This is a genomic window from Dyadobacter sp. CY323, from assembly GCF_021390245.1.
Taxonomy (GTDB): domain Bacteria; phylum Bacteroidota; class Bacteroidia; order Cytophagales; family Spirosomataceae; genus Dyadobacter.
This window is the reverse complement of the sequence record NZ_JAJUXH010000017.1, coordinates 48,260-72,216: the sequence shown is the minus strand read 5'-3', so window position 1 is coordinate 72,216 and position 23,957 is coordinate 48,260. Positions and strand designations below refer to the sequence as shown.

Sequence of the window (23,957 nt, the reverse complement as noted above, 5' to 3'; positions counted from 1 at the left end):
TACCAGGCCTGTGTCTAAAAAGAACGTTATCATTATCCTGCTGATCGTAGTCATCGCGTCGGCAGGATATTTCCTGTTTAGGTGGTCACGTGGCTCTACTGCTGCGTGGAAGTTCATTCCTTCCAATGCGATTGTCGTTATTACCAGTGAGCATTTGCAAGATTCTCTTTATGTGGCGACGGAGGCAGATCTGGACATTAAACGTCTTCCATTATTGGACGTCGCCAGTGACAATCTTTCATTACTGAATCTTCTAACCACCGACAAAGTCAGGTTATACAAGTTCTTAAAAGGCAAATCACTCTCGTATTCATATCACCCGAGGACCAGCACAGAATGGGGGGTTGTGATGTATATTCCTGTAACTGAGGAAGAAAAGAAATGGCTGGACAGTCCGCAAAATGCCAAAATCCGCGCGCTGCACCATAACTTTCAGAATACCCGGATCACCGATATGATCGACGCCAATTCCCGGCCGCTGTTTTCTTATTTGGTTCAAGACAATCTGCTCATTGTCAGTTATTATGGAGATCTGGTCGAAGATGCAGTTCGCGCGTCGACTTTAAATATTGAATCCTTCCGGTTGAGATCACACTTTGCAAGCATCGACGATTCAGAATACGGAACGAGCATTTATCTACGGGCGGATGCCTGGAAATCAGTCATATCTACTGAAAATGCAACCGGAGTTTTTGCCGAATTTGCCCGGAATTTTCCGACCTACCAGGATTTCCATTTAGAGGAAATCAAAAAAAAGGGAGCGCTCTCATTGAAATCATCGGGTACAGACGCACCTGATAGCTATCTGACAAACATCGTAAAAGATAATCCCGGCGCACCTTTCGCCGGCCACAAACACATTTCGCAGCAAACTTCCTTTTTGTACAGATCGGCAGTAGTGGATAAAGCAAAATTCAAAAAGGCTTTTTTAAACTGGCATAAAAAATACAAATCCGCTTCCTGGGATAAGCTTAAATATTACATTTCCGGAGAAAGCAATTTACTCATTGATAACCTGGGAGCAGAACTGATTTTATGTCAGCTGGAAGAAAACAACAGCATTAGCGACGGAAAGATTTTACTTGCTGAATTTTCCAATTACGATAAGTTAAGGCCGGTTTTACAAAGACTGGCACGCCTATCGAACCAGGAAACAAATACTTCTGTCGATCAGTATCAGGGATATGACATTTATTCGGTACCCATTCCCGAGCTTCCCTCAGGACTTTATGGGCCGGTGTTTTCAGGTTTTCCACGAAGTTATCTTACCTACGTGGCGCCGTACCTGGTGATCAGTAACAATCCGCAGGTTTTGCAGAACTACATTGTGGATTACGAAAATCAGATTACCTGGAAACAGTCTCCCGAATACGATAGTGTTCTGACCAATGTGAATGCGGAAGCGCAGCTTTCCATGATTGTCAATTTACGAAAAGCGCAGTCACGTGGCGGAAACGATGGAATTACCAAGTACACCGACCTGGTTTCGAAAATGGAGTCCATTACATTTCAATGCAAATTTGATGGTAATAACGCCTTTCCGGAAATCACGCTTACTCCCAAAAAACGACAAACTGCAAGTAAAGTTCTGAACCGGACTTTCCTGAACATCGACATCGAATGGCCGGACATATACGATTCCGAACTGGCCGCATTACAAAATCCGATCGATGGCAGTTCTGAGATTTTGCTTACAGATAAAGAAAGTAACTTGCTCAGGACCAATAATCTGCGAGAAGGAAAAACAGAAGTCATTGCCAAGCTCGACGGTCCGATCAGCACCTCGGCATATAAAGTTGACTTCCTGAATATCGGTAGGCAACAACGCATTTTTGCTACAAAAAATACGGTGTATGCATTGGATGAAGACGATTCGAGCAATGTGACGACGTTCACCGGCACATTACCTTCTGCCGACGAGATCGCGGCACTTTACTCGATTGATGGAGGCGACGATGGTAGTAACCGGTTTATTATCAAGAGCAAAAACGAAGGATTGTATTTATGGGAAAGTGTGATGAAACCGATCAAAAGGTTGAACAATTCCGTTAGTTTTGAAAGCATTCAAAGCCCGATCGTTGCATTGAACCAGATTGGTAACCGCGGATTTATTGTCACTGAGAAAAGCGGAAAGATTTACCTCCTCAAAGAAAACGGAACAGTTCGTCCGGGTTTCCCGGTAGACATTCTTACCCGCGCGGAAAGTCCGTTTACATGGACACAAAACCCTCAGACGGGCCAGCCTGAGCTGGTAGGTGTTACCGTTTCCGGAGAATTGATCCGGATTACACTCGATGGAAAAGTCGCTTCCCGCCGGCAACTTTTAAGGCCGGAACCGGGCTCGCGTTTTAAAGTTCTTTTCGACCGCAATTCACTCGACTGGATTTTAATCCGGTCCGTTAATTCCAAAACGGCCATTATCACCAAAGACGGTCGCGATTTGTTTGAGATTAAGGATATTCTGCCGAATTCAACGATCCAGTACCATTTCTTTGGAGTAGACAACCGGTTTATCAGCATTAAGTCAGGAAATTATACGACCGTTTTTGACATGACCGGCAAAAGGCTTGGAGATAAAGCCATACCTTCCGAAATGCCGGTGCAACTGACTTATCAGCCGGGATATTATAAATTGTTGATATTCAGCCGGTCAGAAAAGAAAATACAGGTTTGGTCCATTAAGCTGCGATAGATCCGATGAAATTTTTGAGGTATCTGGTTCTGATTACTTTTTGTATCATTTGGGCAATAGGTCTCAGTCCCTTCTTGGTCAACAAGCTGATGCATGATGGAGTGATTGAGGATGGTTATCATTATGGCGATCTTTACCGGCTTTCTAATCTTTCTCAATTTCAAGATCCCCGGAAAGCTTGTATTGGCTACACGCCGCCGCCAAAGCCTCAAACCAGCAAAAAATCCCATTTATATGTAATCGGTGATAGTTTCACCGAGGATCGTGTTGGAAAGCAGGATTTCTCGGTCGACGAATACACCTTTGTTCATTGGCGTGAACTTCTTCATATTAAGTTAGATACGACCGAAACGAATATCATGCTGATGGAATCGGTCGAGCGGCATTTCAGACAGAAAAGTGAATCGCGTCTCAATATTCTCATTCCCGATACGGCCACTTTCGTTACCAAAGTTCCGGCCCCAAAATTTGCGCACAGACTAGATAACGCTTTCGCTGCCAATTTCACCCAGGATCGTCTGGACGCATTACTGTTTCAAAATGACCTTTTTCTTACGATAAAAGAATGGAAAGCGGATTTTAACCGGTATGTTTTTGGCCGGGTAAATTCAGGGGTTACGCTCGTGAATAATGGTCAGGATGTGGTTTATTACATGGATACGGACACTACAATCACCTCTTCTTTCAACGAACTTGACAAGTATGAGCTCGACAGCATCGTCATGAATGTCAACGAAACCAGGGATTACCTCGATTCTCTGGGTTTCCAGCACGTTATTTTATCCATTATCCCAAATAAAGTTTCGGTGATCAATCCGGAATATGGAGAATATAACCGCCTTATCGAGAGAGTTTATAGCCATCCAAAACTTGGCGTTCCGTATATCGACGTTCTGCCAGAGTTTCGTAAAATGGGCAACAAAGCATACCAAAACGGAGACTCTCACTGGACTTGCGAGGGCCAATATCTCTGGCTTGATAAGGCTAATGCACTTATCAGGAAGCTGTTAACCGGAGATAGCGTTTAAAATCATCAAATAGTCCCCAGATTTCCTATTTTTAGGAATTGCATCGGCCATCACTAATGCGCACCATCTTAATCGTGACAAACCTGTATCGATCTCTTCGTGATTCCAGTTCGCAAAGCACACTTCTGTTCATGCTTCTCCTGGTAATTCTCGCGAGCAATGCTTCAAATGCGCAAAAAAATAATTTAAAGCCAGGTTTTGATAAAGTGGAGTACATGGAGTTGATGTATATGCACTCTCTGATTTACGACTCCACGAAGGCCGATCCCAACAAGCCCAGGTTTGTTTCGCCGAAACCGGCACACTTCAAATCCATTTATCGCTCTCCGGTTATCGGGATGGAAAATCGCTGGGAGCTTTGGAAGGATGAACGATCTGTGGTGGCGATTAATGTGAGGGGAACCACGCAGGCACCTGTATCGTGGATGCAAAATTTTTATGCAGCGATGGTCCCGGCAAAGGGTGCGTTAAAGCTTAGCAATTCGTTTACATTCAATTACAATCTTGCCGAAAATCCGCGTGCGGGCGTGCATGTAGGCTGGCTGGTGGGAATGGCGTTTCTGGCAAAAGATATCGTCCCAAAAATTGACTCCTGCTACAAGGCGGGTAGCAGGGAGTTTTTGGTAATGGGTCACAGTCAGGGAGGTGGTATTGTGTATTTGCTTACATCACATCTTTATTCACTCCAAAAACAGGGGATCCTGCCAAAAGACATCCGGTTCAAGACGTATGCCAGTGCGGCGCCGAAAGCTGGAAACACCTACTATGCTTATGAATACGAGCATTTGGTAGATGGCGGCTGGGGATATAATGTAGTCAATTCGGCGGATTGGGTGCCGGAAGTACCATTTACAAGCCAAAGTTTAACTGACTTTAATAACACGAACCCATTCAAAAACATCGATAGTATTGTCGGGAAACAAAAACTGATTGCCCGCGTGGCATTGCGGCATGCCTACAGGAAAATGAAAAAACCGAGTATCAAAGCTCAAAAGAACTATGAGAAGTACCTGGGCGGATATGCCTCGAAAGCCGTGAAAAAGGTACTGCCAGAATTTGAGCCGCCGGTTTACATGAAAAGCAGCAATTTTGTACGGATCGGGCCTACCATTATGTTACTGGCAGATGACGACTATTACAAGCTGTTCCCGGATTCGGATGAAAACCCGTTTGCACACCATCTGCCGCAGCAGTATTTGTATTTAATAGATAAGTATCAAAAATAAAAGGTCAGAAAAATCATATATAATGCGACAATCACTCCTCATTACGCTCCTACTTTTCACATTTTCAGCAAACGCTCAGTACAAAACCAGATTTGAAACGAGCGGCGGAAAACAAACTCCAACCTACGAAGAAGGAATCGCATTTTACAGGCTTCTTGCCAAAAATTTCCCTCAAATACAGATGACCGCAAAAGGTCTCACGGACAGTGGAAATCCGCTCCATTTGGTACTATATTCTAAAAACAAACAATTTGACATCAAGAAATTGAAGGCTCAGGGAAAAGCGATCCTGATGGTCAACAATGCGATCCATCCGGGCGAATCGGATGGCGTGGATGCGTCTATGCTGCTTTTGAGAGATATCGTTACGAATCCTTCGAAGTTTCCTGAACTTGACAGCGTAGTTCTGGCAATCATCCCATTCTACAACATTGGCGGGGCACTCAACAGAAACAGTACAACGCGGACAAATCAGGACGGGCCGGAAGAATATGGTTTTAGAGGAAATGCCAGGAATTATGATTTAAACCGTGATTTTATTAAAAGTGACACGCGGAACGCGAGAAGTTTCGCAGCCATTTTCCATGAACTCGACCCGGATCTTTTCGCAGATACGCACGTGAGCAATGGCGCCGATTATCAATATGTGATGACCCTGGATTATGCCCAGAAAGATAAGCTTGGTGGAAAACTCGGTGAATTCAATAATGAAGTGTTTCTGCCTTTTATGTACAAACATCTGGCGCAATCGGGGTTCGAGGCAACACCTTATGTGAATGCGTGGGGGCAGACGCCCGACAAAGGTTTCGTGCAATTTCCCGACTGGCCCAGATATTCGACCGGGTATGCGGCATTGTTCCATACGATTGGCGTAATGACAGAAACGCATATGCTAAAACCTTATGATCAGCGCGTTAAGTCGACTTATGCCTATTTGCATGGCAACATCAAATTCGTGTCGCAGCACCGGTCGCAACTTTTGAAACTCAGGAAAGACACGAAAGAAGCTGTAAAATCAAAGGAAAAGTTTGCTGTAACCTGGCAGGTAAATAAGGATAAGAATACGCAAATCCCATTTAAAGGCTACGAACCTGAGTACATTCCCAGCGAGGTAAGTGGTGTGGAACGTCTGTACTACAATCGCTCGAAGCCTCTGAACAAAACCATTCCGTTTTATGACACCTATGTCCCGCTGGATGAGGTCACGAAGCCCGTGGCCTACTTGATTCCGCAAGGTTGGTTTAATGTGATCGATTTGTTGAAATTGAATCAGGTAGAAGTGAAACAGCTGGAAAAGGATACGCGGATGGAAGTGGAAACCTATCACATTGAAAATGTGGAGACGCCTAAAAGTCCATTTGAGGGCCATTACTGGCACACTGGCGTGACATTGAGGACGGAAAAGCAAACAATCGTTTTCAAAAAAGGAGATTGGTATGTACCTGTAAATCAATGGACAAACCGTTACATTATCGAAACGCTCGAACCAAAAGCAGTTGACTCATTCTTTAAATGGAATTTCTTCGACACCATTCTGCAAGCCAAAGAACATTACTCGGCTTATGTTTTTGAAGATCTGGCAAAAAAGTTACTCGATAAATCTCCCGAGCTAAAAAAACAGTTGGAAGACAAAAAGAAAGCGGATCCGGAATTTGCTAAAAACGGAAATGCACAGCTCGATTTCATTTATGACCATTCGCCGTATCGCGAGAAAGAATACTTGCGTTACCCGGTTTTTAGGTTAATGAAATAATGTTAACTGTCAGAAACGCAGCCCGAAGTTAAAATTAAACTCCCCGGTGATATTAATGCCTCCGCGGTTGATAACGTTCAGGTCCGTGGTTTCGCGATCAATGTAACGGGATCCCAGACCACCATTCAGACCAAGCTGAAATTTGGGGGTAATCTGAAAATTGATGTAGTTATTGACGATGATACCTAATCTGAAATTCTTCGTCCGGCGATCCACATTGGTATAGACACCTGTGCCAGGATCGTAATTGGTGGAAGTCGTGTATGATTGGCCGAAACCCGTGAAAATGTGCGGACCAACCGCATAGGTCACTTTTCGCTGACCGAAAGGATAAATTTTCAGTCCGGGTGAAAAATAAAACATTTCATTTCTTCCGGTGTTTCCTGAATCAAACAGATAATTATAGCGATCCGGAAAGGTGATTGTAAACGGCAGTATCACGCCGAGGTATTGTTTTTTATCCACCTGTATCTCATAACTCACACCAAACCCTGGGCCACTATCCAATGCTTTGAAAGGAGAAAAATTGATCTGGCTCCGTCCAAAACCTTCTGCATTTACAGAAACTTCCTCACGTCTCTTACCCGTTCCTATCTGATCATTTATAAAAACCGTCTGACCGTTCGCAAATTCAATCCGATTAAGTTCATTCTTTTTAATGACAAAAATCGCACTTTTCGGTTCATTACTGATTGTATAGGAGACCCGGTCGATCCCGACCTCAGTAACCTTGCCTTCAATGGTTTTGCCATTTCGTTTTACAATGATATCCTGGCTGTTAGCGATGAAAGAAATCAGGAATAACAGGATCGATAATGCAGATACTTTGACCATAATGAACATAGCGTTGATGAAAACATTCGAAATTTAAGCAATACAAAAGAAACCTGCGAGGTATATTGACTGAACGTTTAAAATGTCAATCCTGTTATCCTCTCGGTCATAAGACCGTTTATACATTCAGACTGTTTGGATTTTGATCTGGAACAGTCAATCAAAACCAAATGATATTTCAGGATTTAAAACTCATTGAGCCTATCACAAAGGCTCTGCAAGAAGAAGGGTACACCACTCCCACACCGATCCAGGCAAAAGCGATCCCCATTATTTTAGAACAAAGAGATTTATTGGGCTGCGCACAAACAGGAACAGGTAAAACGGCGGCTTTTGCGATTCCAATGTTACAATTGATGCACGAAAAGCCAATCAGTAAATTGGAAAAAAGCCGCATTAGAGCGCTTATTCTTACTCCAACACGCGAACTTGCCATACAAATCAACGAAAGTTTCGCGGCTTATGGACGGTATACACGTCTGAAACACACCGTTATTTTCGGCGGAGTAGGTCAAAAACCACAAACCGATGCGTTACTCCGGGGCGTTGACATTCTCATCGCTACTCCGGGCCGGTTACTGGATCTTATCAATCAGGGATTTGTCAAGCTGAACCAACTCGAATTTTTTGTGTTGGATGAAGCCGACAGAATGCTCGACATGGGATTTGTACACGATGTAAAAAAGGTGATCAAGTTGTTGCCTGCGAAACGTCAGTCGCTGTTTTTCTCTGCTACCATGCCTCCCGCGATTGTTACGCTGGCAAATACGATACTTACAAATCCTTCGAAAGTAGAAGTTACTCCGGTTTCTTCCACTGCTGAAACCATTCGTCAATCCGTATTTTTTGTTGATAAGTCAGACAAAAATTCATTGTTACTACATATTCTGGAAGATAAAACGATTGCAACTGCATTGGTTTTTACCAGAACAAAACATGGCGCAGATAAGGTTGTGAAGGTTTTGAAAAAAGCCGGAGTTACTTCGGAAGCCATTCACGGTAACAAATCACAGACTGCGCGTCAGAATGCATTGAAAAATTTCAAAAACCAATCTCTCCGGGTTTTGGTGGCAACTGATATCGCTGCGAGAGGAATTGATGTCGATGATCTGACTCACGTGATCAACTATGAGATTCCTAATATTCCGGAAACCTACGTTCACCGCATCGGCCGGACAGGTCGCGCAGGTGCAAAAGGCATTGCATTCTCATTCTGCGACAGGGATGAAAAACCGTTTTTGAAGGATATTCACAAGCTGATTGCAAAAAATATCCCCGTCGTTAATGATCATCCATTTGCAGTATTACGGTAAAACGGAATGCGAAAGGCTTATCTGGATATTGATTTAAAGCAGGCGAGGGAAGTGATACACAGTCCTGATTCTGTATTAGTCGATGTCCGTGAAGTTTGGGAATTTGAAGAGTTTAATGAGGGCGGATTAAACATTCCACTTGCCGAGATCCGGGACAAACGGAATTTGCTGACTCATTATCAAAAAATCGTTGTGATCTGCACAAACGGGGTCAGGAGTAAAGTGGCAGCCATGGACTACTGCCGGGTCCCGGAATGGGTTGATAAAGAAATTTACCACGTAAAAGGTGGTATTATCGAATCGGAATAAAAAAGAAAGGCTGCGAATCTCACACTCGCAGCCTTTCTTTTTTCTAACCAGAAGATCATCTTATATATCCAAACTTCCTTCGAAAACCCGGACAGCCGGGCCGATCAGGTAAATGTCGCCATATTCACCGTCGCCACGTTTTTCGTAAGCTACTTCCAGCGTACCTCCGATTGTTTCCACGGTAATGGGGCTCTCCCAGCCGTTCCTCAAATTGGCTGATAATGCGCAGGCAGTCACACCGGTTCCGCAGCTGAATGTTTCATCTTCCACGCCGCGCTCATACGTTCTGACACTCAGGTGGTTCTCCTCAATGACCTCCACAAAATTCACATTCGTACCACCTTGCGGACCATAAACGGATCCATAGCGAATTTCACTACCTAGGTTTACCACATCCACCTCTTCCACATGATCCACATAAGTAACATAATGCGGTGAGCCTGTATTTAAAAAATCAAACTCCGGATAATGCTGCACTTCCTGCACATGGGACATCTTCAACCGAATGATATCATCATTAACTGTACCTTCGTGTTCCCCATCGACTGCAATAAACCGCGTACTGCCTGAGAAAATCCCGAGATCACTTGCAAAACGCACCACGCAACGGCCACCGTTTCCACACATACTCCCTTCGCCACCGTCCGCATTGAAATAAACCATCCTGAAGTCATACCCTTCCGCATTTTGAAGCAGGATCAGCCCATCGGAGCCAATACCAAACCGGCGATGACAAATGGATGCTATTAATTGTTTTGAAACAGGAAACGTCTGATCGCGATCATCGATCATCACAAAATCATTTCCGGTACCTTGATATTTATAGAATGTAATTTTCATAATAGCAATGTTAAGTTAGCTGTTAGCTGTTAGCTGTTGGCAGTTAGCTATTGGCAGTTACAACTAGTATAAAGGGCTAATGGCTAATGGCTAAAAGCTTTTAGCTACTTCCAAAACAACAAAACCCTGCAGGAAAAGATCACATGCAGGGTTTTAAATTTCTGGCCGGAATAAAATTTTTTATTTCGACACTTTAAGCTCTTTAATACGAGCGGCTTTACCTTGACGGCCACGTAGGTAGAACAAACGTGAACGGCGTACTTTACCGCGACGGATCAATTCGATTTTAGCGATACTTGGCGAAAGAATCGGGAAAACACGTTCTACGGCAATACCATTCGATATTTTACGTACTGTGAAAGTTTCTCCTGCGCCGCTAAGATTACGACGTTGCATGACAGTGCCCTGGAATTGCTGAACACGTTCTTTGTTACCCTCGCGGATCTTAACGTGTACATTAATCGTGTCACCTGAACCAAATTCAGGATACTCGGATTTACGATTTTCAATCGTAGCTTCAACGAGTTTAATAAGTTCGCTCATGACGAGTGCTTGTTATGGATTAAAAATGATAGCTTGCTTCCAGCGGACGGGGTGACGCCCCTTCATTCAAAACAGCCATTGCGAAAACGAGTGCAAAGCTAAGATTTTTTCCCTTTATCTGAAAGCTTATCTCCTTTTAAAACAGTTAAATATTATCATGTCTGGCGGCCTCCAATCACTGTGGATCAATTGATTGGTATATGGTTGAAGCATTTGTTTCTTTGTTTCAAGACTTAATGAGAATGATTTCATGAAAATATTAAATGTCAGCCAAATCCGTGAATTAGATGCATTTACAATTCAAAACGAACCGATTTCGTCACTGGACCTGATGGAAAGAGCTGCCAATGCATTTGTCGGATGGTTTAAAAATCAGTTTGTTAACACACGTCCGGTGCATATTTTTTGTGGAAAAGGAAATAATGGCGGCGACGGACTGGCCGTGGCGCGGATTCTGAGTATGCTGAGTTACGACGTCTATGTGACTATTTTAGACTATACTTCAAATGCTTCCGAAGATTTCGAAAGCAACCTTAGTCGGCTAAAAAATCATCTACAACCTCATATTCTCACATCAATACACGAGTTTCCTGAGTTTGGCGACCAGGTGATATGCATTGATGCATTATTGGGCTCCGGGCTATCGCGGCCGGTAGTAGGCATTGTTGCAGAAGTTATTACGAAACTAAATGAGCTTCCTAACAAACTTGTCGCGGTTGATATTGCCAGCGGTCTGTATGCCGATCAACCAAATGCAAAAGACGATATCATCATTAAACCTGACTATACGGTTTCATTTCAAATTCCGAAACTGGCATTTATGCTTCCGCAAAATGCCGAGTTCACAGGTGATTGGCATTTGGTTGACATTGGACTTAGTCAGGAATACATTCACAGAACGCAAACACCATTTTTTTACACACAAAAACAGGCGGCAGAATCACTTATCAAACCTCGGGGAAAGTTTTCGCACAAAGGCACTTACGGTCATGCATTGCTGATCGCCGGAAGTTATGGAAAAATAGGCGCGGCGGTTTTGGCTGGAAAAGCCTGCCTGCGATCGGGGGTTGGACTATTAACCATGCATTTCCCGGGTTGCGGCTATAACATTGTTCAGATATCCATCCCCGAAGCAATGGCTGTACCAGACATAGATGAAAATCACCTCTCCATCTTACCTGACCTGGAAACTTACTCGGCAATCGGCATTGGGCCCGGAATTGGTCAAGACTCAAAAACGATGAAGGTTCTTGAACAATTATTTGACTCGGCCAAAGTACCATTGGTTATAGATGCCGATGCATTGAATTTGCTCTCGCAAAACAGGCATTTCTTAGAAAAATTACCTGAAAACACGATTTTAACACCGCATCCAAAAGAATTTCAACGTCTGGCGGGAGATAGTAAAGACGAATTTGAAAGACTAGAAAATGGGAGAGCTTTTTCGAAAAAACACAAAGTGATCATCTGTTTGAAAGGCGCAAATACTGCAGTAATCCTCCCAGACGGCGAAGTGCATTTCAACTCAACCGGCAACCCCGGAATGGCGACTGGCGGAACCGGGGACGTTCTGACCGGCATCATCACCAGTCTACTGGCACAAAAGTATAGCCCGAGAGACGCTGCGATTCTTGGAGTATATCAACATGGTCTGGCCGGCGACAAGGCAGCAGAACAAAAGGGACAAACTGCGTTGATTGCTTCGGATGTGATAGATTCTTTGGGTTGGTAACACAACTTGTGACTTTTTTCAGTTTCCACGTCTAAACATTTAGAGATGCATAGTGCATTGCGATCAAATGTTTAGCTAAATGTCTCCACTAAGGTTTGACTGGGATTCGGCAACGAAAAAAAGCCGGAAGAAAAACATAGCGTATCAAACGCAGAGGCCGAAAGCCTATTTCGAGATCCAAACCGACTGATTATTATTAGTCATAGATTTCACGAAGTTCGCTTTATTTGTATTGGGAAGAGCCTATTAAATAGATTGCTAACATCATACTATATTATTCGAAATGGGAAAGTCAGGATTATCGGGACAAGAGCTTCCAGAAAAAAAGAAAAAGATCTTTGCGAAAAAAAATGCCAGCGTCTTCTACGTTCGCGACATTCCTAAACATATCAATCTAAATATGTTTGATCCTGACATCCGGATCGATCTCGACGCCGCAATTCGCCTTTCAGAAATCAAAGGCAAACTTACCGCTGCCGACATTCCTTCAATTCAGCTAAAAAGCTGATATAGACCCATATGAAATTAGAAGCACCATGCACCATCTTGAACGAATAACGATCGATCCTAATATTTGCCACGGTAAGCCATGTATTCGCGGGATGCGCTGGCCTGTCGAGGTCATCATCGACATGTTAGGTTCTGGAATGTCTATTTCTGAAATTGTTGAAGATCATGCCGAGCTCGAACGTGAAGATATCCTTGCAAGTCTGAACTACGCGAAGTTGCTTGTCTCTGGTCGCTTGATCAACGCAGCTGCATAATGGAGTTTCTCTGCGACGTTCACATTTCAATAAAACTCGCCAAATTTCTTCAAGGCCAGGGTCACATTGCAATCCATGTAAATAATCTCCCCGAAAAATGGCATACTTCTGACACAGAGATTTGTCGTTTTGCAGATCTTCGACAGCTTATTTTAATCACAAAAGACGAAGATTTCAGAAATACATTTTTCCTAAAAAGCACTCCAAAAAAACTCATCAGGATCACACTTGGGAACATATCAAATCAAAGACTACTGGAAATTTTCTCAAAAAATCTCTCATTAATCAGCGACTTAGATAAAGAGAATTGCTTCTATTTAGAATTGGGAGATATGATCACGGTTTATACGCCTAACTCCTGATTCAGCTAAGGAGCTGATATGTCACAAAAGCGGAAGCATACGCCAGCACCATTAAATAAGCCAGCTGGATCAATGGCCATTTCCAGCCGTGGGTTTCGCGATACACTACGGCGATGGTACTCATACACATCATGGCGAACACGTAAAACATGAGTAATGAGTAACAAACGGCCGGAGTAAACATTTGTCCGCCGGTATCCGGGTTTTTCTCCTGCACCAATCGCTGTTTGACCGTCGGTACATCTTCCGAGTCTCCGCTAATACTGTAAATCGTCGCCATTGTCCCTACAAAAACCTCTCTGGCCGCGAATGACGCCAATAATGCAATCCCGATCTTCCAGTCATATCCCAATGGTTTGATCACTGGTTCGATGAAATGCCCGAACTGGCCAGCGTATGAATTTTCAAGGCGGGCAGATGCTACGGCCGCATCAATTTCCTCTTGAGAAGCTGCATTCATTCGACTTACAACCTGCGTTTCCGCATTTTCCATGCGATCGCCCGGGCCGTAAGATGCCAGTACCCAAAAGATAATCGAGATCGCCATGATCACTTTCCCAGCTTCCAGTACAAAGGATTTTACACTTTCATACATACTAAACCCCACATGCCCCCAGCGCGGCAGCTTGTAGGATGGCATTTCAAGCATAAAATAACTCGGCTCTTTTCTGGGTATAAAAATCGACAGCAACCAGGCCGAGCCCAGTGCACCGACAAGTCCTAAAAAGTACAAACCAAACAAAACAAGTCCCTGCACACTGAAAACACCAAAAACCTGCGTAGATGGGACCACGAGGGCTATTAAAATCGTATAAATGGGAAGCCGGGCCGAGCAACTCATCAGCGGAGTTACCAGAATCGTAAGAAGCCTTTCATAGCGACTGCTGATGCTTCGGGTCGTCATGATCGCCGGCACAGCGCAGGCAACACCGGAAATAAGTGGCACCACGCTCCGGCCATTTAATCCAAAACGCCGCATTAACTTATCCATGATCACCATCACCCGCGCCATATAGCCGGATTCTTCCAGAATAGAAACCAATCCGAAAAGAATCGCGATTTGTGGTACAAAAACGATGATACCGGCAATACCTGTCAAAACTCCATCGGTAATCAGGTCATTCAGAACACCTTCCGGCATAGCCGATTTTACCCACTCAATTCCCTGCGCGGCCGACACGTCCAGCCAATCGCTAAAAAACGTCGCCCAGGCAAAGATGGCCTGAAACACGAGCAGCAGCACCAATGCAAAAATCACATACCCCCAAACCCGATGTAAAAGTACGCTATCCAGTTTCCGGGTCCAGAAAGGTGCCTGTGTAGGCCCGGCAGACTTAACCGCCTTTGAGACAATGGGTTTGATCTTCTCATACCTTGCGACCGTTTCGGACGCGAGAAAATGATTTTCATCAAACGAATACTTATCGATCAACTTATCCAGCTTGGTGCGGGCCGGTTGTTCCAGGAACGAAAAATTATCGTGCTGGCAAACGTATTGCAATGCAACGTAGTCATTATCAAGGTTATAAATTTCCTTTACCTCCTCAATAAGTTCAACCTCAGAGCCTTTTGGCTCGTAGAAATACCGAAGTTCCGTCTTCTCTGTCGCGCCGAGTTGTTGCTTAACAGCTTCTTTGAGATTTACAACCCCCTCCCCCGTTCTCGCATTGATCCGGGCAACGGGCACATGGAGCTGCATCGCAAGTTGAACGGCGTTAACATTCAGGTTCATACTCTCAGCGACATCGAGCATATTTAATGCAATGACAGTCGGAATGCCCAGATCGCTGATTTCAGTAAAAAGAAGCAGGTTTCTCTGAAGATTCGAGGCGTCGATCACAACGATTACAACATCCGGGAAATCGGGGTGTTTCGGGTTGGCCAGAATATCCATCACCACCGTTTCGTCGCGGGATTTGGGATAAACACTGTATGTGCCCGGTAGGTCCACCAACGTAATGGGCGACTCCAAGCCTTCAATCCGAAATGTTCCTGATTTTTTTTCGACCGTGACGCCCGGAAAGTTTCCTGTTTTTTGACGTAAACCGGTTAATGCATTAAATAATGTAGACTTGCCGGCATTCGGATTGCCTACCAGCGCAACTTTTATATTTCCTTGTTTCAATGGAGAGGCTTGTAAACGAACGTATTCTTACTCTAACTCGATGACCGATGCCTCATTCAAACGCAGGGACAGGCTGTAACAGCCGCCCACATTTATACACACCGGATCACCAAAAGGGGCAATTGCATCCAGCCGCACTTCACACCCCGGAACGCACCCCATTTCCAGAAGTTTGAGCGACATCGCCCGATCTGAAAATGATTTGATCACTCCTGTTTCCCCTTTCCGAAGTTTTGCAACGGTGCGAGCTGACATATACCTTATTTAGACTCAGTTTATTTAAAGTACAAATTAAGCACTATCAACCCGGAAATCAAATATTCATCTTTGTGAATTCCCCTGTGCTGACATGGATCAGGCAAAATCCTGCTCTTTTATTATTTCCCTGAGGCTTTATGTAGTATTTTTGCAGCTTAAAACAATGTCCTCTAAATCGGAAATCTGACGGCCGGTCAACGCATTTTGAACGAGATCAAAACCCTTATCAGGAAAGAAATAACACTGGAATGGCGTCAAAAATACGCGCTGAGTGGTATGCTGCTTTACGTGGTAAGTACCGTTTTCGTTTGTTATCTCAGTTTTAATCTGCGCAGAAATCAACTCACTCCGATCGTCTGGAACACCCTTTTCTGGATTATTTTACTGTTTACGGCGGTGAATGCAATCGCAAAAAGCTTTTCGCAGGAACGTCATGGAAGGTTGCTTTACTATTATAATCTTTGCAGCCCGCAATCCATTATCATCTCCAAAATCGTATACAACTCGTTCATTATGATATTGTTGTCAGTAATGGGATTTGTTTTTTACGCATTTGTAATGGGCAATCCGGTTGGAGATATGAAACTGTTTCTGATCTGCATTCTGCTGGCATCCCTGGGCTTCGCGTCCGTGCTCACTTTAATTGCCGGCATTGCGTCGAAAGCCGACAACAGCGCCACGTTAATGGCGGTACTCAGTTTTCCCGTAATTCTTCCGATGCTTTTGATGACCATTAAATTGTCAAAAAATGCGTTGGATGGCCTGGATTGGTCTGTCAGTACCGACGAAATCAGCACACTATTATCGATTGATCTCATAGTAATCACCCTCAGCTATCTGCTTTTTCCCTATTTGTGGAGAAGCTGAAAGTTGGTTTGTTTAAAAAGTAAAGAAATTGACATGAGAAAAACCTGGTGGAAAATCCTTTGCATTGTGCTCATCTTTTATGTGATCATCATGGGATTGATCGGACCTGTTCCGCGTCTGGCCATTATTAATGAAAGCATCCGCAATACGTATTTCCACGTTGCGTTGTGGCTCGCAATGACTTTCCTGCTGTTTGTATCGATGGTCTTTTCGGTCCGGTATCTGAACAAAGGCAGGATTGGCGATGATGATATTGCCAGTGAGCTCGCGAAATCAGCGATATTTTTTGGGATACTTGGTTGCCTGACTGGTTCACTTTGGGCGAATTATACCTGGGGCGATCCCTGGCCAAACGACCCGAAACTGAATGGGGCCGCGGTCGGCATTCTGATTTATCTGGCATATTTGCTTCTCCGATCATCGTTTGAAGACGACCAGCGTCGCGCCAGGATATCGTCCGTTTACAACATTTTCGCGTTCGCTGTTTTCATCCCTATTATTTACATTCTTCCCCGGCTCACCGATTCGCTGCATCCGGGAAGTGGCGGTAACAGTACATTCGGCTCCTACGATTTCGATAACAACATTCGAAAGGTATTTTACCCGGCCGTGATCGGCTACATTCTGCTCGGACTTTGGCTTGCCGAACTGAGGATCAGGATCAAAGTGATCAACCGGGTCCGGGAGGAAGCATTGATTACTGACTCCAATGTGTAAGGTTCGTGGCTGCAAGTTTGGCAGGCCACAAACATTTTGAAGCAAATTTTCGTTACAATTTAGTATACCCGAATAACAATGAAAAGAATATATTCCCTATTAGTGACACTTCTTTTAGTTAGCAAAGATCTGCTGGCCCAAACATCCGGGGATACGGTGGAAATGGCCGATAAGCTACGCGCGGATGGTAAAATCTGGGTGGTAGTGGCTGTGATTGCCGTTGTTTTTGCAGGAATCGCCATCAACATGCTACGCATTGATTCCAAGTTGAAGAAGATTGAAAAAGATTTAAATATCAAGTAATTCCACATGAAAAAGATACAGATTTTCGGACTTGTGATTATCGCAGTAGCGATCGGGATCATTGTTTCGACAGCCGGCGACGCGAGTACTTATGTTGATTTTACCAAAGCAAAAGAAATGGCGCAGGATGGCGATAACGAAAGCATCCACGTCGTTGGAAAGCTCAAAAAAGACGCGGCAGGCCAGATCCTGGAAATGGCTTATCAGCCGGAGATCGATCCAAATTATTTTGAATTCACATTGGTCGATAATAATAATGTTGAGCAAAAGGTGATTTATAAAAATTCAAAACCACAGGATTTTGATAAATCGGAGCAGGTTGTTGTAGTTGGGAAAATGAAAGACGGCAGTTTTTCAGCCGAAAAAATATTAATGAAGTGCCCCTCGAAATACGAGAACGGTAAAATGGAAACCACTGAACATACGGCGGCGAAATCATGATTCACAGTACGATTGGAAGTGCAGGTCACCTGCTGGTCATCATCGCCTTTGTTACAGCTCTTGTAGCAACTTTTGCCTATTTCAAAGCAGGCATGGCAGGCGGCTCGATAGAAGATACACTTACCTGGAAACGGTTCGCCAGAATTGTCTTCTACACGCATGTTGCGGCGGTTGTGGGCGTCGTTTTTTCGCTTTACTGGATTATCGGAAATCATTATTTCGAATACCATTATGCCTGGAAAAACTCTTCCCTTTCACTTCCGACAGGTTATACCATTTCCAGTTTCTGGCAGGATCAGGAAGGCAGCTTCTTGCTCTGGATTTTCTGGAATGTAGTTTTGGGTTGTGTGTTGATCTTCACGAACCGCTCGTGGGAAGCTCCGGTGATGACGGTTTTTGCATTGGTACAGGCATTCCTTACCTCAATGATTCTTGGCGTAGTAATTCCAGGACTTGATTTAAAAATCGGATCGACCCCATTTTTGTTGCTTAAAGAAGTAATGCCGGATCTTCCCGTTTACAAAATGGATCCGAACTTCATTCCAAAAGACGGAAACGGCTTGAATCCATTGTTGCAGAATTACTGGATGGTGATCCACCCTCCTACCCTTTTCCTCGGCTTTGCCTCGACACTCATTCCTTTTTCATTTGCGATTGCAGGGTTGTGGAGCAAAAAAATTCAGGAATGGATTCGTCCCGCACTTCCATGGGCATTGTTTTCGGCATTGGTTTTAGGTGTTGGGATTTTAATGGGCGCTTACTGGGCCTATGAAACGCTCAATTTCGGTAGCTACTGGAACTGGGATCCTGTCGAAAACTCTTCCATCGTTCCCTGGTTGATATTAGTTGCTGCAGTTCATACGATGATCATCGGCAGAAGAAATGCCACCGCGCTGAAAACCTCTTTCATTCTCACCATTGCGACGTTTATCCTGATCCTCTATTCGACATTCATGACGCGTAGTGGCGTTTTGGGTAATGCATCGGTTCACTCATTTACGGATCTTGGACTTTCCGGCCAATTGCTGGTTTACCTTCTCACATTTACCGTTGTTTCCATTGCATTACTTGTTTATCGTTGGAAAAGCTTGCCGAGCGACGACGAAGAAGTTTCTACCTATTCTCAGGAATTCTGGATTTTTATCGGAGCGACTGTACTTTGTTTGTCTGGTTTTCAAATACTGGCTACGACGTCCATTCCGGTTTACAATAAGATCGCCGAAGCTTTCGGGACCATACTGAACATGGCATTACCTGCTGATCAGATCTCGCATTATAATAAATTCCAGCTCTGGTTTTTCTCGATTATCATCGTCCTGACGGGCGTAGGTCAGTTTTTCTGGTGGAAACGGGTTGGAAAGGGCAATTTACAGGCATTATATAACCCATTGCTGATTGCCTTACTGATCAGTGCCGCGGTGATCACATTTAAAGGTGTGAAAGACATTCAATACATTGTCTTGCTGACCACGGCCATCTTCGCGATCGTGGCTAATGGGACGATCCTGCTGAACATCCTTCGGGGTAACTACGGCTTGTCGGGTGGTGCAGTTACCCACATTGGTGTTGCGCTGATGTTGGTCGGTATCCTGTTTTCTTCTGCATATACCCGTGTTGTTTCCATTAATAATTCAGGTCTGATGATTTCGCGCAGCGAAGAATTCACTAGTAACGACAATAAAGAAAATAAGGAAAACATCACGCTTTGGCTGAATAAGGCTGAGAAAATGGGCGACTACATGCTTACCTGGCGCGATGTGCGGGTGGAGCCGCGTCACATTCCGGGCTACATTCCTAAAAGCTGGGTGGATATTGTCGAAGGCGATTTCCACGCCGTAGCACTACGCGACATTGTGGTTAACAACAAGAAATACAATTCCAAAGGGGATACTATCGAAATTTTCCCTGAGAACTTTTACTACGAAATCGAGTACCGGGAGCCCTCAGGCAGGATATTCACCTTGTTCCCTCGGGTGCAGATCAATCCGAGAATGGGAGGCATCGTTTCCTCCCCGGATATTCAGCGGAAGGTCGATAAAGATCTTTACACCTACGTTTCCATGGTGACGAACCCTACTGCCGAGCCGATCTGGAGCAAGACCGAGAACTTTACAGTGAGTCTGCGTGATACTTTTTTTGTAAACGATTATGTAGCCATTCTGGATAATGTGGTTCGAACCGAAGAAGTGGAAGGTGTAACACTTGGAGAAGGTGATGCTGCTGTAAAAGCCATTGTCCGTATTCTTGACAAAGACAAAGAATTTGTGATCACGCCGTCGTTTGTAATCCGTGACAGACTGGTGGCACGAAAACCAGAGGTAAGCAACGATCTTGGGCTTCGTCTGCAATTCCAGGAAATCAATCCTCAAACCGGTCAGTTTACATTTGGTGTAAATACAACCCAGCGTGACTTTATCGTCATGAAAGCAACCGAAAAACCACTCATTAACATTCTATGGCTGGGTACATTTGTACTGGTGATCGGGTTTATCATGGCGACGATCAGACGGTTCAAGGATTTCGTTAAAATGCGGAATAAAGAAGAAGCACAAGCCGCAGGTCAGACAAAAGCTAAAACGAAAGTACAGGTGGCTTGATGGTGTTGGTGTCGCCGGTGAGAACACCGGCGACGGCGGACGTACCGCCAGTCACCAGCATCGCGGACAGTACCGCGCACCGGCAACGGCAGGCGCAATGCAAAATGGCCAGCTTCACGGCTGACCATTTTGCATTTAAAACCTGAACCCTAGCCTCGTGAAGAAAAACGCTCCGTTATAACCCATTTGAACCGGGTCCCACGTCCCGCCCGATTCCGTGAGAGCTGGTGACGATTTATCAGGATACACATTCAAGATATTGCTGCCACCGACGGATACCGAGAACTGCTTGGCAAAACGATAGTTCAAAGTGACATCCGTCTGCATTTTAGCTTTGTACGTATCGATCTCATAATCCCAGTTTGCCAGTTTTACTTCCCCGAAACGGATCAGGCGTAGCATTACACTGAATTTATCAACGGTATAATCGAATGTCAGATTAATTTTCGATGGCGGCGCGGATGCCAGCACAAACCGGCGTTCTCTCTCATCGAAATAAATATCTTCTTTTCCTGCCAGTTTTGGACTGGTATTTACCGGCCCAAGATCCATCCAGTTCAGGTTTGCCGCAAGTGTTGTGCTCAGCCGCCCAACTGCCAGCGGAGCAGAATGCGCCACAATCACATCAATGCCTTTTGTTGTTGTATAAGAAAGTGCATTGGTAAAAAATTGCGCTTTTCCGACCCGTAGCGATTTTAATAAATTGCCAATCTGCTTGTCATCATCGCTAAACTGACCGGTCAGGACCACACGGTCTTTTACTTTTACATAATACCCATCCACCGTGATCGAAAGCCGGCCAGCAGGTGTGAATGTAAATCCAAAGCTTGCATTCTGAGAGGTTTCCTGTTTCAGTTGCGGAATACCCAATGCTTTTGTAACTGCACTGTTGTTGTTGGCCAGCAAAACCTCGACGGCCTGTCCATTCACAAAGTTTGTAAAGGTTGAGTTGAAATATTTCTGGGCGAGAGAAGGTGCACGAAAACCGGTGCTCACCGCGCCGCGAAGTGCAAATGCCTCGGTAATCTTGTATCTCAGCCCGACTTTTCCATTTAACGTACTTCCAAAATCACTATAATTTTCGAAACGCACAGCCGCATCGATCAGGAATTGTTTGGTAACGTCCGCCTCAATGTCCAGATAGGCTCCTGCATTAGAACGCGATTTGTCCGTCACGTCGGTTGGGCTGTATCCTGGAAAACCTTGTGAACCGCCCGGGAATGCAGGGTCATAATTGTAGTATGAAGCCCGTTCGCCGGCAAAAATCTTATACCGTTCCGTGCGGTATTCACCTCCGAATGCAACATTAAGACCTTGGAGAATGCCCTTATAGAACCTGGTAAAGTTAAGATTAGTGACATTTTGACCTAGTTGAAAACCGCCTGCATCAAATTCGGTTTGGGACAATGCACCAAATGAACGGTTAAGTGAATTCTCCACCCCGAAATGGAATTTATTGAACCCATATGTATTGCTCAAATCAATGTCCCACGAATTCCATACACCACGAATACCGCCGGTTACCGCCCTGTCATTAATCTTTGACGTAATGAGCGGATCAAAACCATCCGGATAAATGGACGGGATGTTCCGTTCGTCATCCGCAAATCTTGTCCAGGCATACGCATCGCCCCTGCGCTCGTTCAGACCACCAAAACTGTAAACCTGCAAACTCTTCCCGATCGGGATTTTTGCATTGTAGTAAAGTGCCGCATTATTGATTTTTGGATCTCCAAACTGTCTGCGAGCCAAATCCGACTCGTCATCAACCGTGTTAGCGCGATTGGTATGGTTCCGGAAGTTATAGTCGGCAGTGACATTAACAAATCCTTTCTTCGCGATCGCGACGCCGTAATTCAGGTTGACATTGTAATTCAGGCCATCAAAGTTCTTATTATCAAAACGGTATTTAGCCTGGTAAATCCCCGCATTCGCATTAGCGGTCAGTTGGTTCACCGATTCTTTCAAAACGATATTAATAACCCCGGCAATCGCATCGGAACCATACTGTGCAGCCGCGCCGTCCCGTAGAATTTCAATGCGCTCAATGGCGGCAGCCGGAATCGCATTCAGATCGGTACCGGTATTGCCCCGCCCCCGCGTTCCAAACAAATTGACAAGTGAAGATTGATGCCTCCTTTTCCCATTGATTAAAACCAAAGTCTGGTCCGGTCCGAGTCCGCGTAATGACGCCGGGTCCACGTGGTCCGCGCCGTCAGAACCTGTTTGCCGGTTTGAATTAAAAGAAGGTGCCGCAAATTGTAAAAGCTGGTTCACGTCGAGCTGCCCCTGCTTGGTGGTCACTTCACGGATGTCGATCACGTCGACCGGCACGGGCGTATCGGTGGACGAACGGTTCAGATTGCGAGATCCTACAACCGTCACCTGGCTCAAAACGGTTGCATCAGTCAGGGAAAAATCCTGCGTACCAGTCCCATTTATCTCGCGTTCTATTTTATCGTAACCCACAAAAGTGACTACCAAGGTCGCATTGTCATATCCCACGGAAATGGAATAAACGCCGGTTCCATCAGTGGTAGTACCATTGCTGGTCCCCTTCTCGAGCACCGAGGCACCCACCAGCGGTTCGCCTTTTTCATCTGTTACTTTACCCGACACTTTTACGCCCTGGGCCAAGGTGTTCAGACTGAACAAAATAAAGATTAAGTAGAAAATGCAGGCTTTTTTCATTTTGATGAAGTTGATTTAAAAGAGCAAATTATGTAATATTAATCTACATTAATTATACCCGCCAGAACAAAATTTCATTTGTACCGCATTAGACAGAATTTAAATTATATTAAACCCTGCTTTAATTAAATTATAATAATTCCGTGTAAAAGGTTTGAAATCCGGCTGGGTCAGAAGACTCTGATATGTATCTTTACATCAAAGATGTATTATTCTCATTCCTGCTTCTCATGATTTCTGATCTCGTTAAATCAGCACTTGGACGACTACGTATCGTCGCATTCATCGAAGGTATTTCTTATCTCGTATTATTAGGTATTGCGATGCCGCTAAAATACCTCGCAGGAATTCCGCAGGCCGTCAGGGTCGTGGGTATGGCGCACGGTGTTCTGTTTGTACTATTCGTGATTCTTCTCATCCAAGTCGCCATCGAGCGCAACTGGTCTTTCAAGAAGTCCATTTATTCTTTCATTTCATCGCTGGTACCTTTTGGCACATTTTATGCCGACGCCCGGTGGTTCCGAAATTGAACATTTTTTAAAACCTTTTACATTCCTACACC

At 44.6% G+C, this 23,957-nt stretch carries 23 protein-coding genes; 17 read left to right on the top strand and 6 right to left on the bottom strand.

The genetic code is table 11. From position 1 onward, the window contains the following. Positions 1–10 precede the first annotated feature (10 nt). The 4 genes from LZG72_RS21295 to LZG72_RS21280 are packed head-to-tail and all read left to right on the top strand — an operon-like array spanning position 11 to position 6,699. Positions 11–2,692, top strand: coding sequence for a DUF3352 domain-containing protein (locus LZG72_RS21295; RefSeq protein ID WP_233876908.1), 2,682 nt, complete (start codon positions 11–13; stop codon positions 2,690–2,692). Positions 2,693–2,697: 5 nt separating this feature from the next. Continuing rightward, entirely contained in the window at positions 2,698–3,720 is a 1,023-nt protein-coding gene (locus LZG72_RS21290; protein WP_233876906.1) for a hypothetical protein, read from the top strand. Positions 3,721–3,776: 56 nt separating this feature from the next. Then, a complete protein-coding gene (locus tag LZG72_RS21285; protein WP_233876904.1) occupies positions 3,777–4,946 on the top strand; it encodes a lipase family protein in 1,170 nt (389 codons plus the stop codon). A 22-nt stretch (positions 4,947–4,968) separates the two neighbouring features. Further along, a complete protein-coding gene (locus tag LZG72_RS21280) occupies positions 4,969–6,699 on the top strand; it encodes a M14 family metallopeptidase (protein ID WP_233876902.1) in 1,731 nt (576 codons plus the stop codon). 9 nt (positions 6,700–6,708) lie between these two features. Here the strand turns inward: LZG72_RS21280 and LZG72_RS21275 are convergent, their stop codons facing one another. Continuing rightward, positions 6,709–7,533 (bottom strand): hypothetical protein, encoded by an 825-nt coding sequence (locus LZG72_RS21275; RefSeq protein WP_233876900.1) that lies wholly within the window; start codon positions 7,531–7,533, stop codon positions 6,709–6,711. A gap of 170 nt (positions 7,534–7,703) precedes the next feature. On the opposite strand from LZG72_RS21275, the gene LZG72_RS21270 reads away from it, so the two are divergent. Together LZG72_RS21270 and LZG72_RS21265 are read left to right on the top strand one after the other, a co-directional pair. After that, the gene (locus tag LZG72_RS21270) at positions 7,704–8,846 is read left to right on the top strand and encodes a DEAD/DEAH box helicase (RefSeq protein ID WP_310590566.1); all 1,143 of its coding nucleotides are present in this window, start codon (positions 7,704–7,706) and stop codon (positions 8,844–8,846) included. Between the two features lie 6 nt (positions 8,847–8,852). Next, on the top strand, positions 8,853–9,155 hold the full coding sequence (locus LZG72_RS21265; RefSeq protein WP_233876897.1) for a rhodanese-like domain-containing protein: 303 nt from the start codon (positions 8,853–8,855) through the stop codon (positions 9,153–9,155). Positions 9,156–9,215: 60 nt separating this feature from the next. Here the strand turns inward: LZG72_RS21265 and dapF are convergent, their stop codons facing one another. Together dapF and rplS are read right to left on the bottom strand one after the other, a co-directional pair. Further along, positions 9,216–9,995, bottom strand: a complete 780-nt coding sequence (dapF, locus tag LZG72_RS21260) for a diaminopimelate epimerase (protein ID WP_233876895.1) — start codon at positions 9,993–9,995, stop codon at positions 9,216–9,218. A gap of 180 nt (positions 9,996–10,175) precedes the next feature. Continuing rightward, positions 10,176–10,538, bottom strand: coding sequence for a 50S ribosomal protein L19 (gene rplS / locus LZG72_RS21255; RefSeq protein WP_233876893.1), 363 nt, complete (start codon positions 10,536–10,538; stop codon positions 10,176–10,178). A gap of 250 nt (positions 10,539–10,788) precedes the next feature. Between rplS and LZG72_RS21250 the strand changes: the two genes are divergently transcribed. The 5 genes from LZG72_RS21250 (at position 10,789) to LZG72_RS21235 (ending at position 13,396) form a co-directional block, all read left to right on the top strand. After that, positions 10,789–12,270, top strand: coding sequence for an NAD(P)H-hydrate dehydratase (locus LZG72_RS21250; protein WP_233876891.1), 1,482 nt, complete (start codon positions 10,789–10,791; stop codon positions 12,268–12,270). A gap of 99 nt (positions 12,271–12,369) precedes the next feature. After that, entirely contained in the window at positions 12,370–12,654 is a 285-nt protein-coding gene (locus LZG72_RS29500; RefSeq protein WP_409017730.1) for a BrnT family toxin, read from the top strand. Beyond that, entirely contained in the window at positions 12,554–12,778 is a 225-nt protein-coding gene (locus tag LZG72_RS21245; RefSeq protein ID WP_233876888.1) for a hypothetical protein, read from the top strand. The genes LZG72_RS29500 and LZG72_RS21245 overlap by 101 nt, the downstream gene beginning before the upstream one ends. Before the next feature lie 28 nt (positions 12,779–12,806). Next, positions 12,807–13,034: a DUF433 domain-containing protein gene (locus LZG72_RS21240; protein ID WP_233876886.1), complete on the top strand. Its 228-nt coding sequence runs from the start codon at positions 12,807–12,809 to the stop codon at positions 13,032–13,034. Further along, positions 13,034–13,396, top strand: a complete 363-nt coding sequence (locus LZG72_RS21235; RefSeq protein WP_233876884.1) for a DUF5615 family PIN-like protein — start codon at positions 13,034–13,036, stop codon at positions 13,394–13,396. The genes LZG72_RS21240 and LZG72_RS21235 overlap by 1 nt, the downstream gene beginning before the upstream one ends. Position 13,397: 1 nt before the next feature. On the opposite strand, the gene feoB is transcribed toward LZG72_RS21235, so the two are convergent. Further along, the gene (feoB, locus tag LZG72_RS21230) at positions 13,398–15,521 is read right to left on the bottom strand and encodes a ferrous iron transport protein B (protein WP_233876882.1); all 2,124 of its coding nucleotides are present in this window, start codon (positions 15,519–15,521) and stop codon (positions 13,398–13,400) included. A gap of 27 nt (positions 15,522–15,548) precedes the next feature. Next, positions 15,549–15,776: a FeoA family protein gene (locus LZG72_RS21225; RefSeq protein WP_233876880.1), complete on the bottom strand. Its 228-nt coding sequence runs from the start codon at positions 15,774–15,776 to the stop codon at positions 15,549–15,551. Between the two features lie 207 nt (positions 15,777–15,983). Between LZG72_RS21225 and LZG72_RS21220 the strand changes: the two genes are divergently transcribed. The 5 genes from LZG72_RS21220 to ccsA (LZG72_RS21200) all read left to right on the top strand — a co-directional run bounded on the left by LZG72_RS21220 (position 15,984) and on the right by ccsA (LZG72_RS21200) (position 20,704). Beyond that, on the top strand, positions 15,984–16,646 hold the full coding sequence (locus LZG72_RS21220) for a heme exporter protein CcmB (protein WP_233876878.1): 663 nt from the start codon (positions 15,984–15,986) through the stop codon (positions 16,644–16,646). A gap of 33 nt (positions 16,647–16,679) precedes the next feature. After that, complete coding sequence (ccsA, locus tag LZG72_RS21215) at positions 16,680–17,363, top strand: cytochrome c biogenesis protein CcsA (RefSeq protein WP_233876876.1); 684 nt, start codon at positions 16,680–16,682, stop codon at positions 17,361–17,363. 78 nt (positions 17,364–17,441) lie between these two features. Beyond that, positions 17,442–17,666, top strand: a complete 225-nt coding sequence (locus LZG72_RS21210) for a CcmD family protein (RefSeq protein WP_233876874.1) — start codon at positions 17,442–17,444, stop codon at positions 17,664–17,666. A gap of 6 nt (positions 17,667–17,672) precedes the next feature. Beyond that, entirely contained in the window at positions 17,673–18,107 is a 435-nt protein-coding gene (locus LZG72_RS21205; RefSeq protein WP_233876872.1) for a cytochrome c maturation protein CcmE, read from the top strand. Then, entirely contained in the window at positions 18,104–20,704 is a 2,601-nt protein-coding gene (gene ccsA / locus LZG72_RS21200) for a cytochrome c biogenesis protein CcsA (protein WP_233876870.1), read from the top strand. Before LZG72_RS21205 ends, ccsA (LZG72_RS21200) begins: the two co-directional genes overlap by 4 nt. Before the next feature lie 135 nt (positions 20,705–20,839). Here the strand turns inward: ccsA (LZG72_RS21200) and LZG72_RS21195 are convergent, their stop codons facing one another. Then, positions 20,840–23,395, bottom strand: coding sequence for a TonB-dependent receptor (locus LZG72_RS21195; RefSeq protein ID WP_233876868.1), 2,556 nt, complete (start codon positions 23,393–23,395; stop codon positions 20,840–20,842). Between the two features lie 230 nt (positions 23,396–23,625). Here LZG72_RS21195 and LZG72_RS21190 point away from each other — a divergent pair, with 230 nt between their 5' ends. Further along, the gene (locus LZG72_RS21190) at positions 23,626–23,925 is read left to right on the top strand and encodes a DUF3817 domain-containing protein (protein ID WP_233877000.1); all 300 of its coding nucleotides are present in this window, start codon (positions 23,626–23,628) and stop codon (positions 23,923–23,925) included. Positions 23,926–23,957 lie beyond the last annotated feature (32 nt).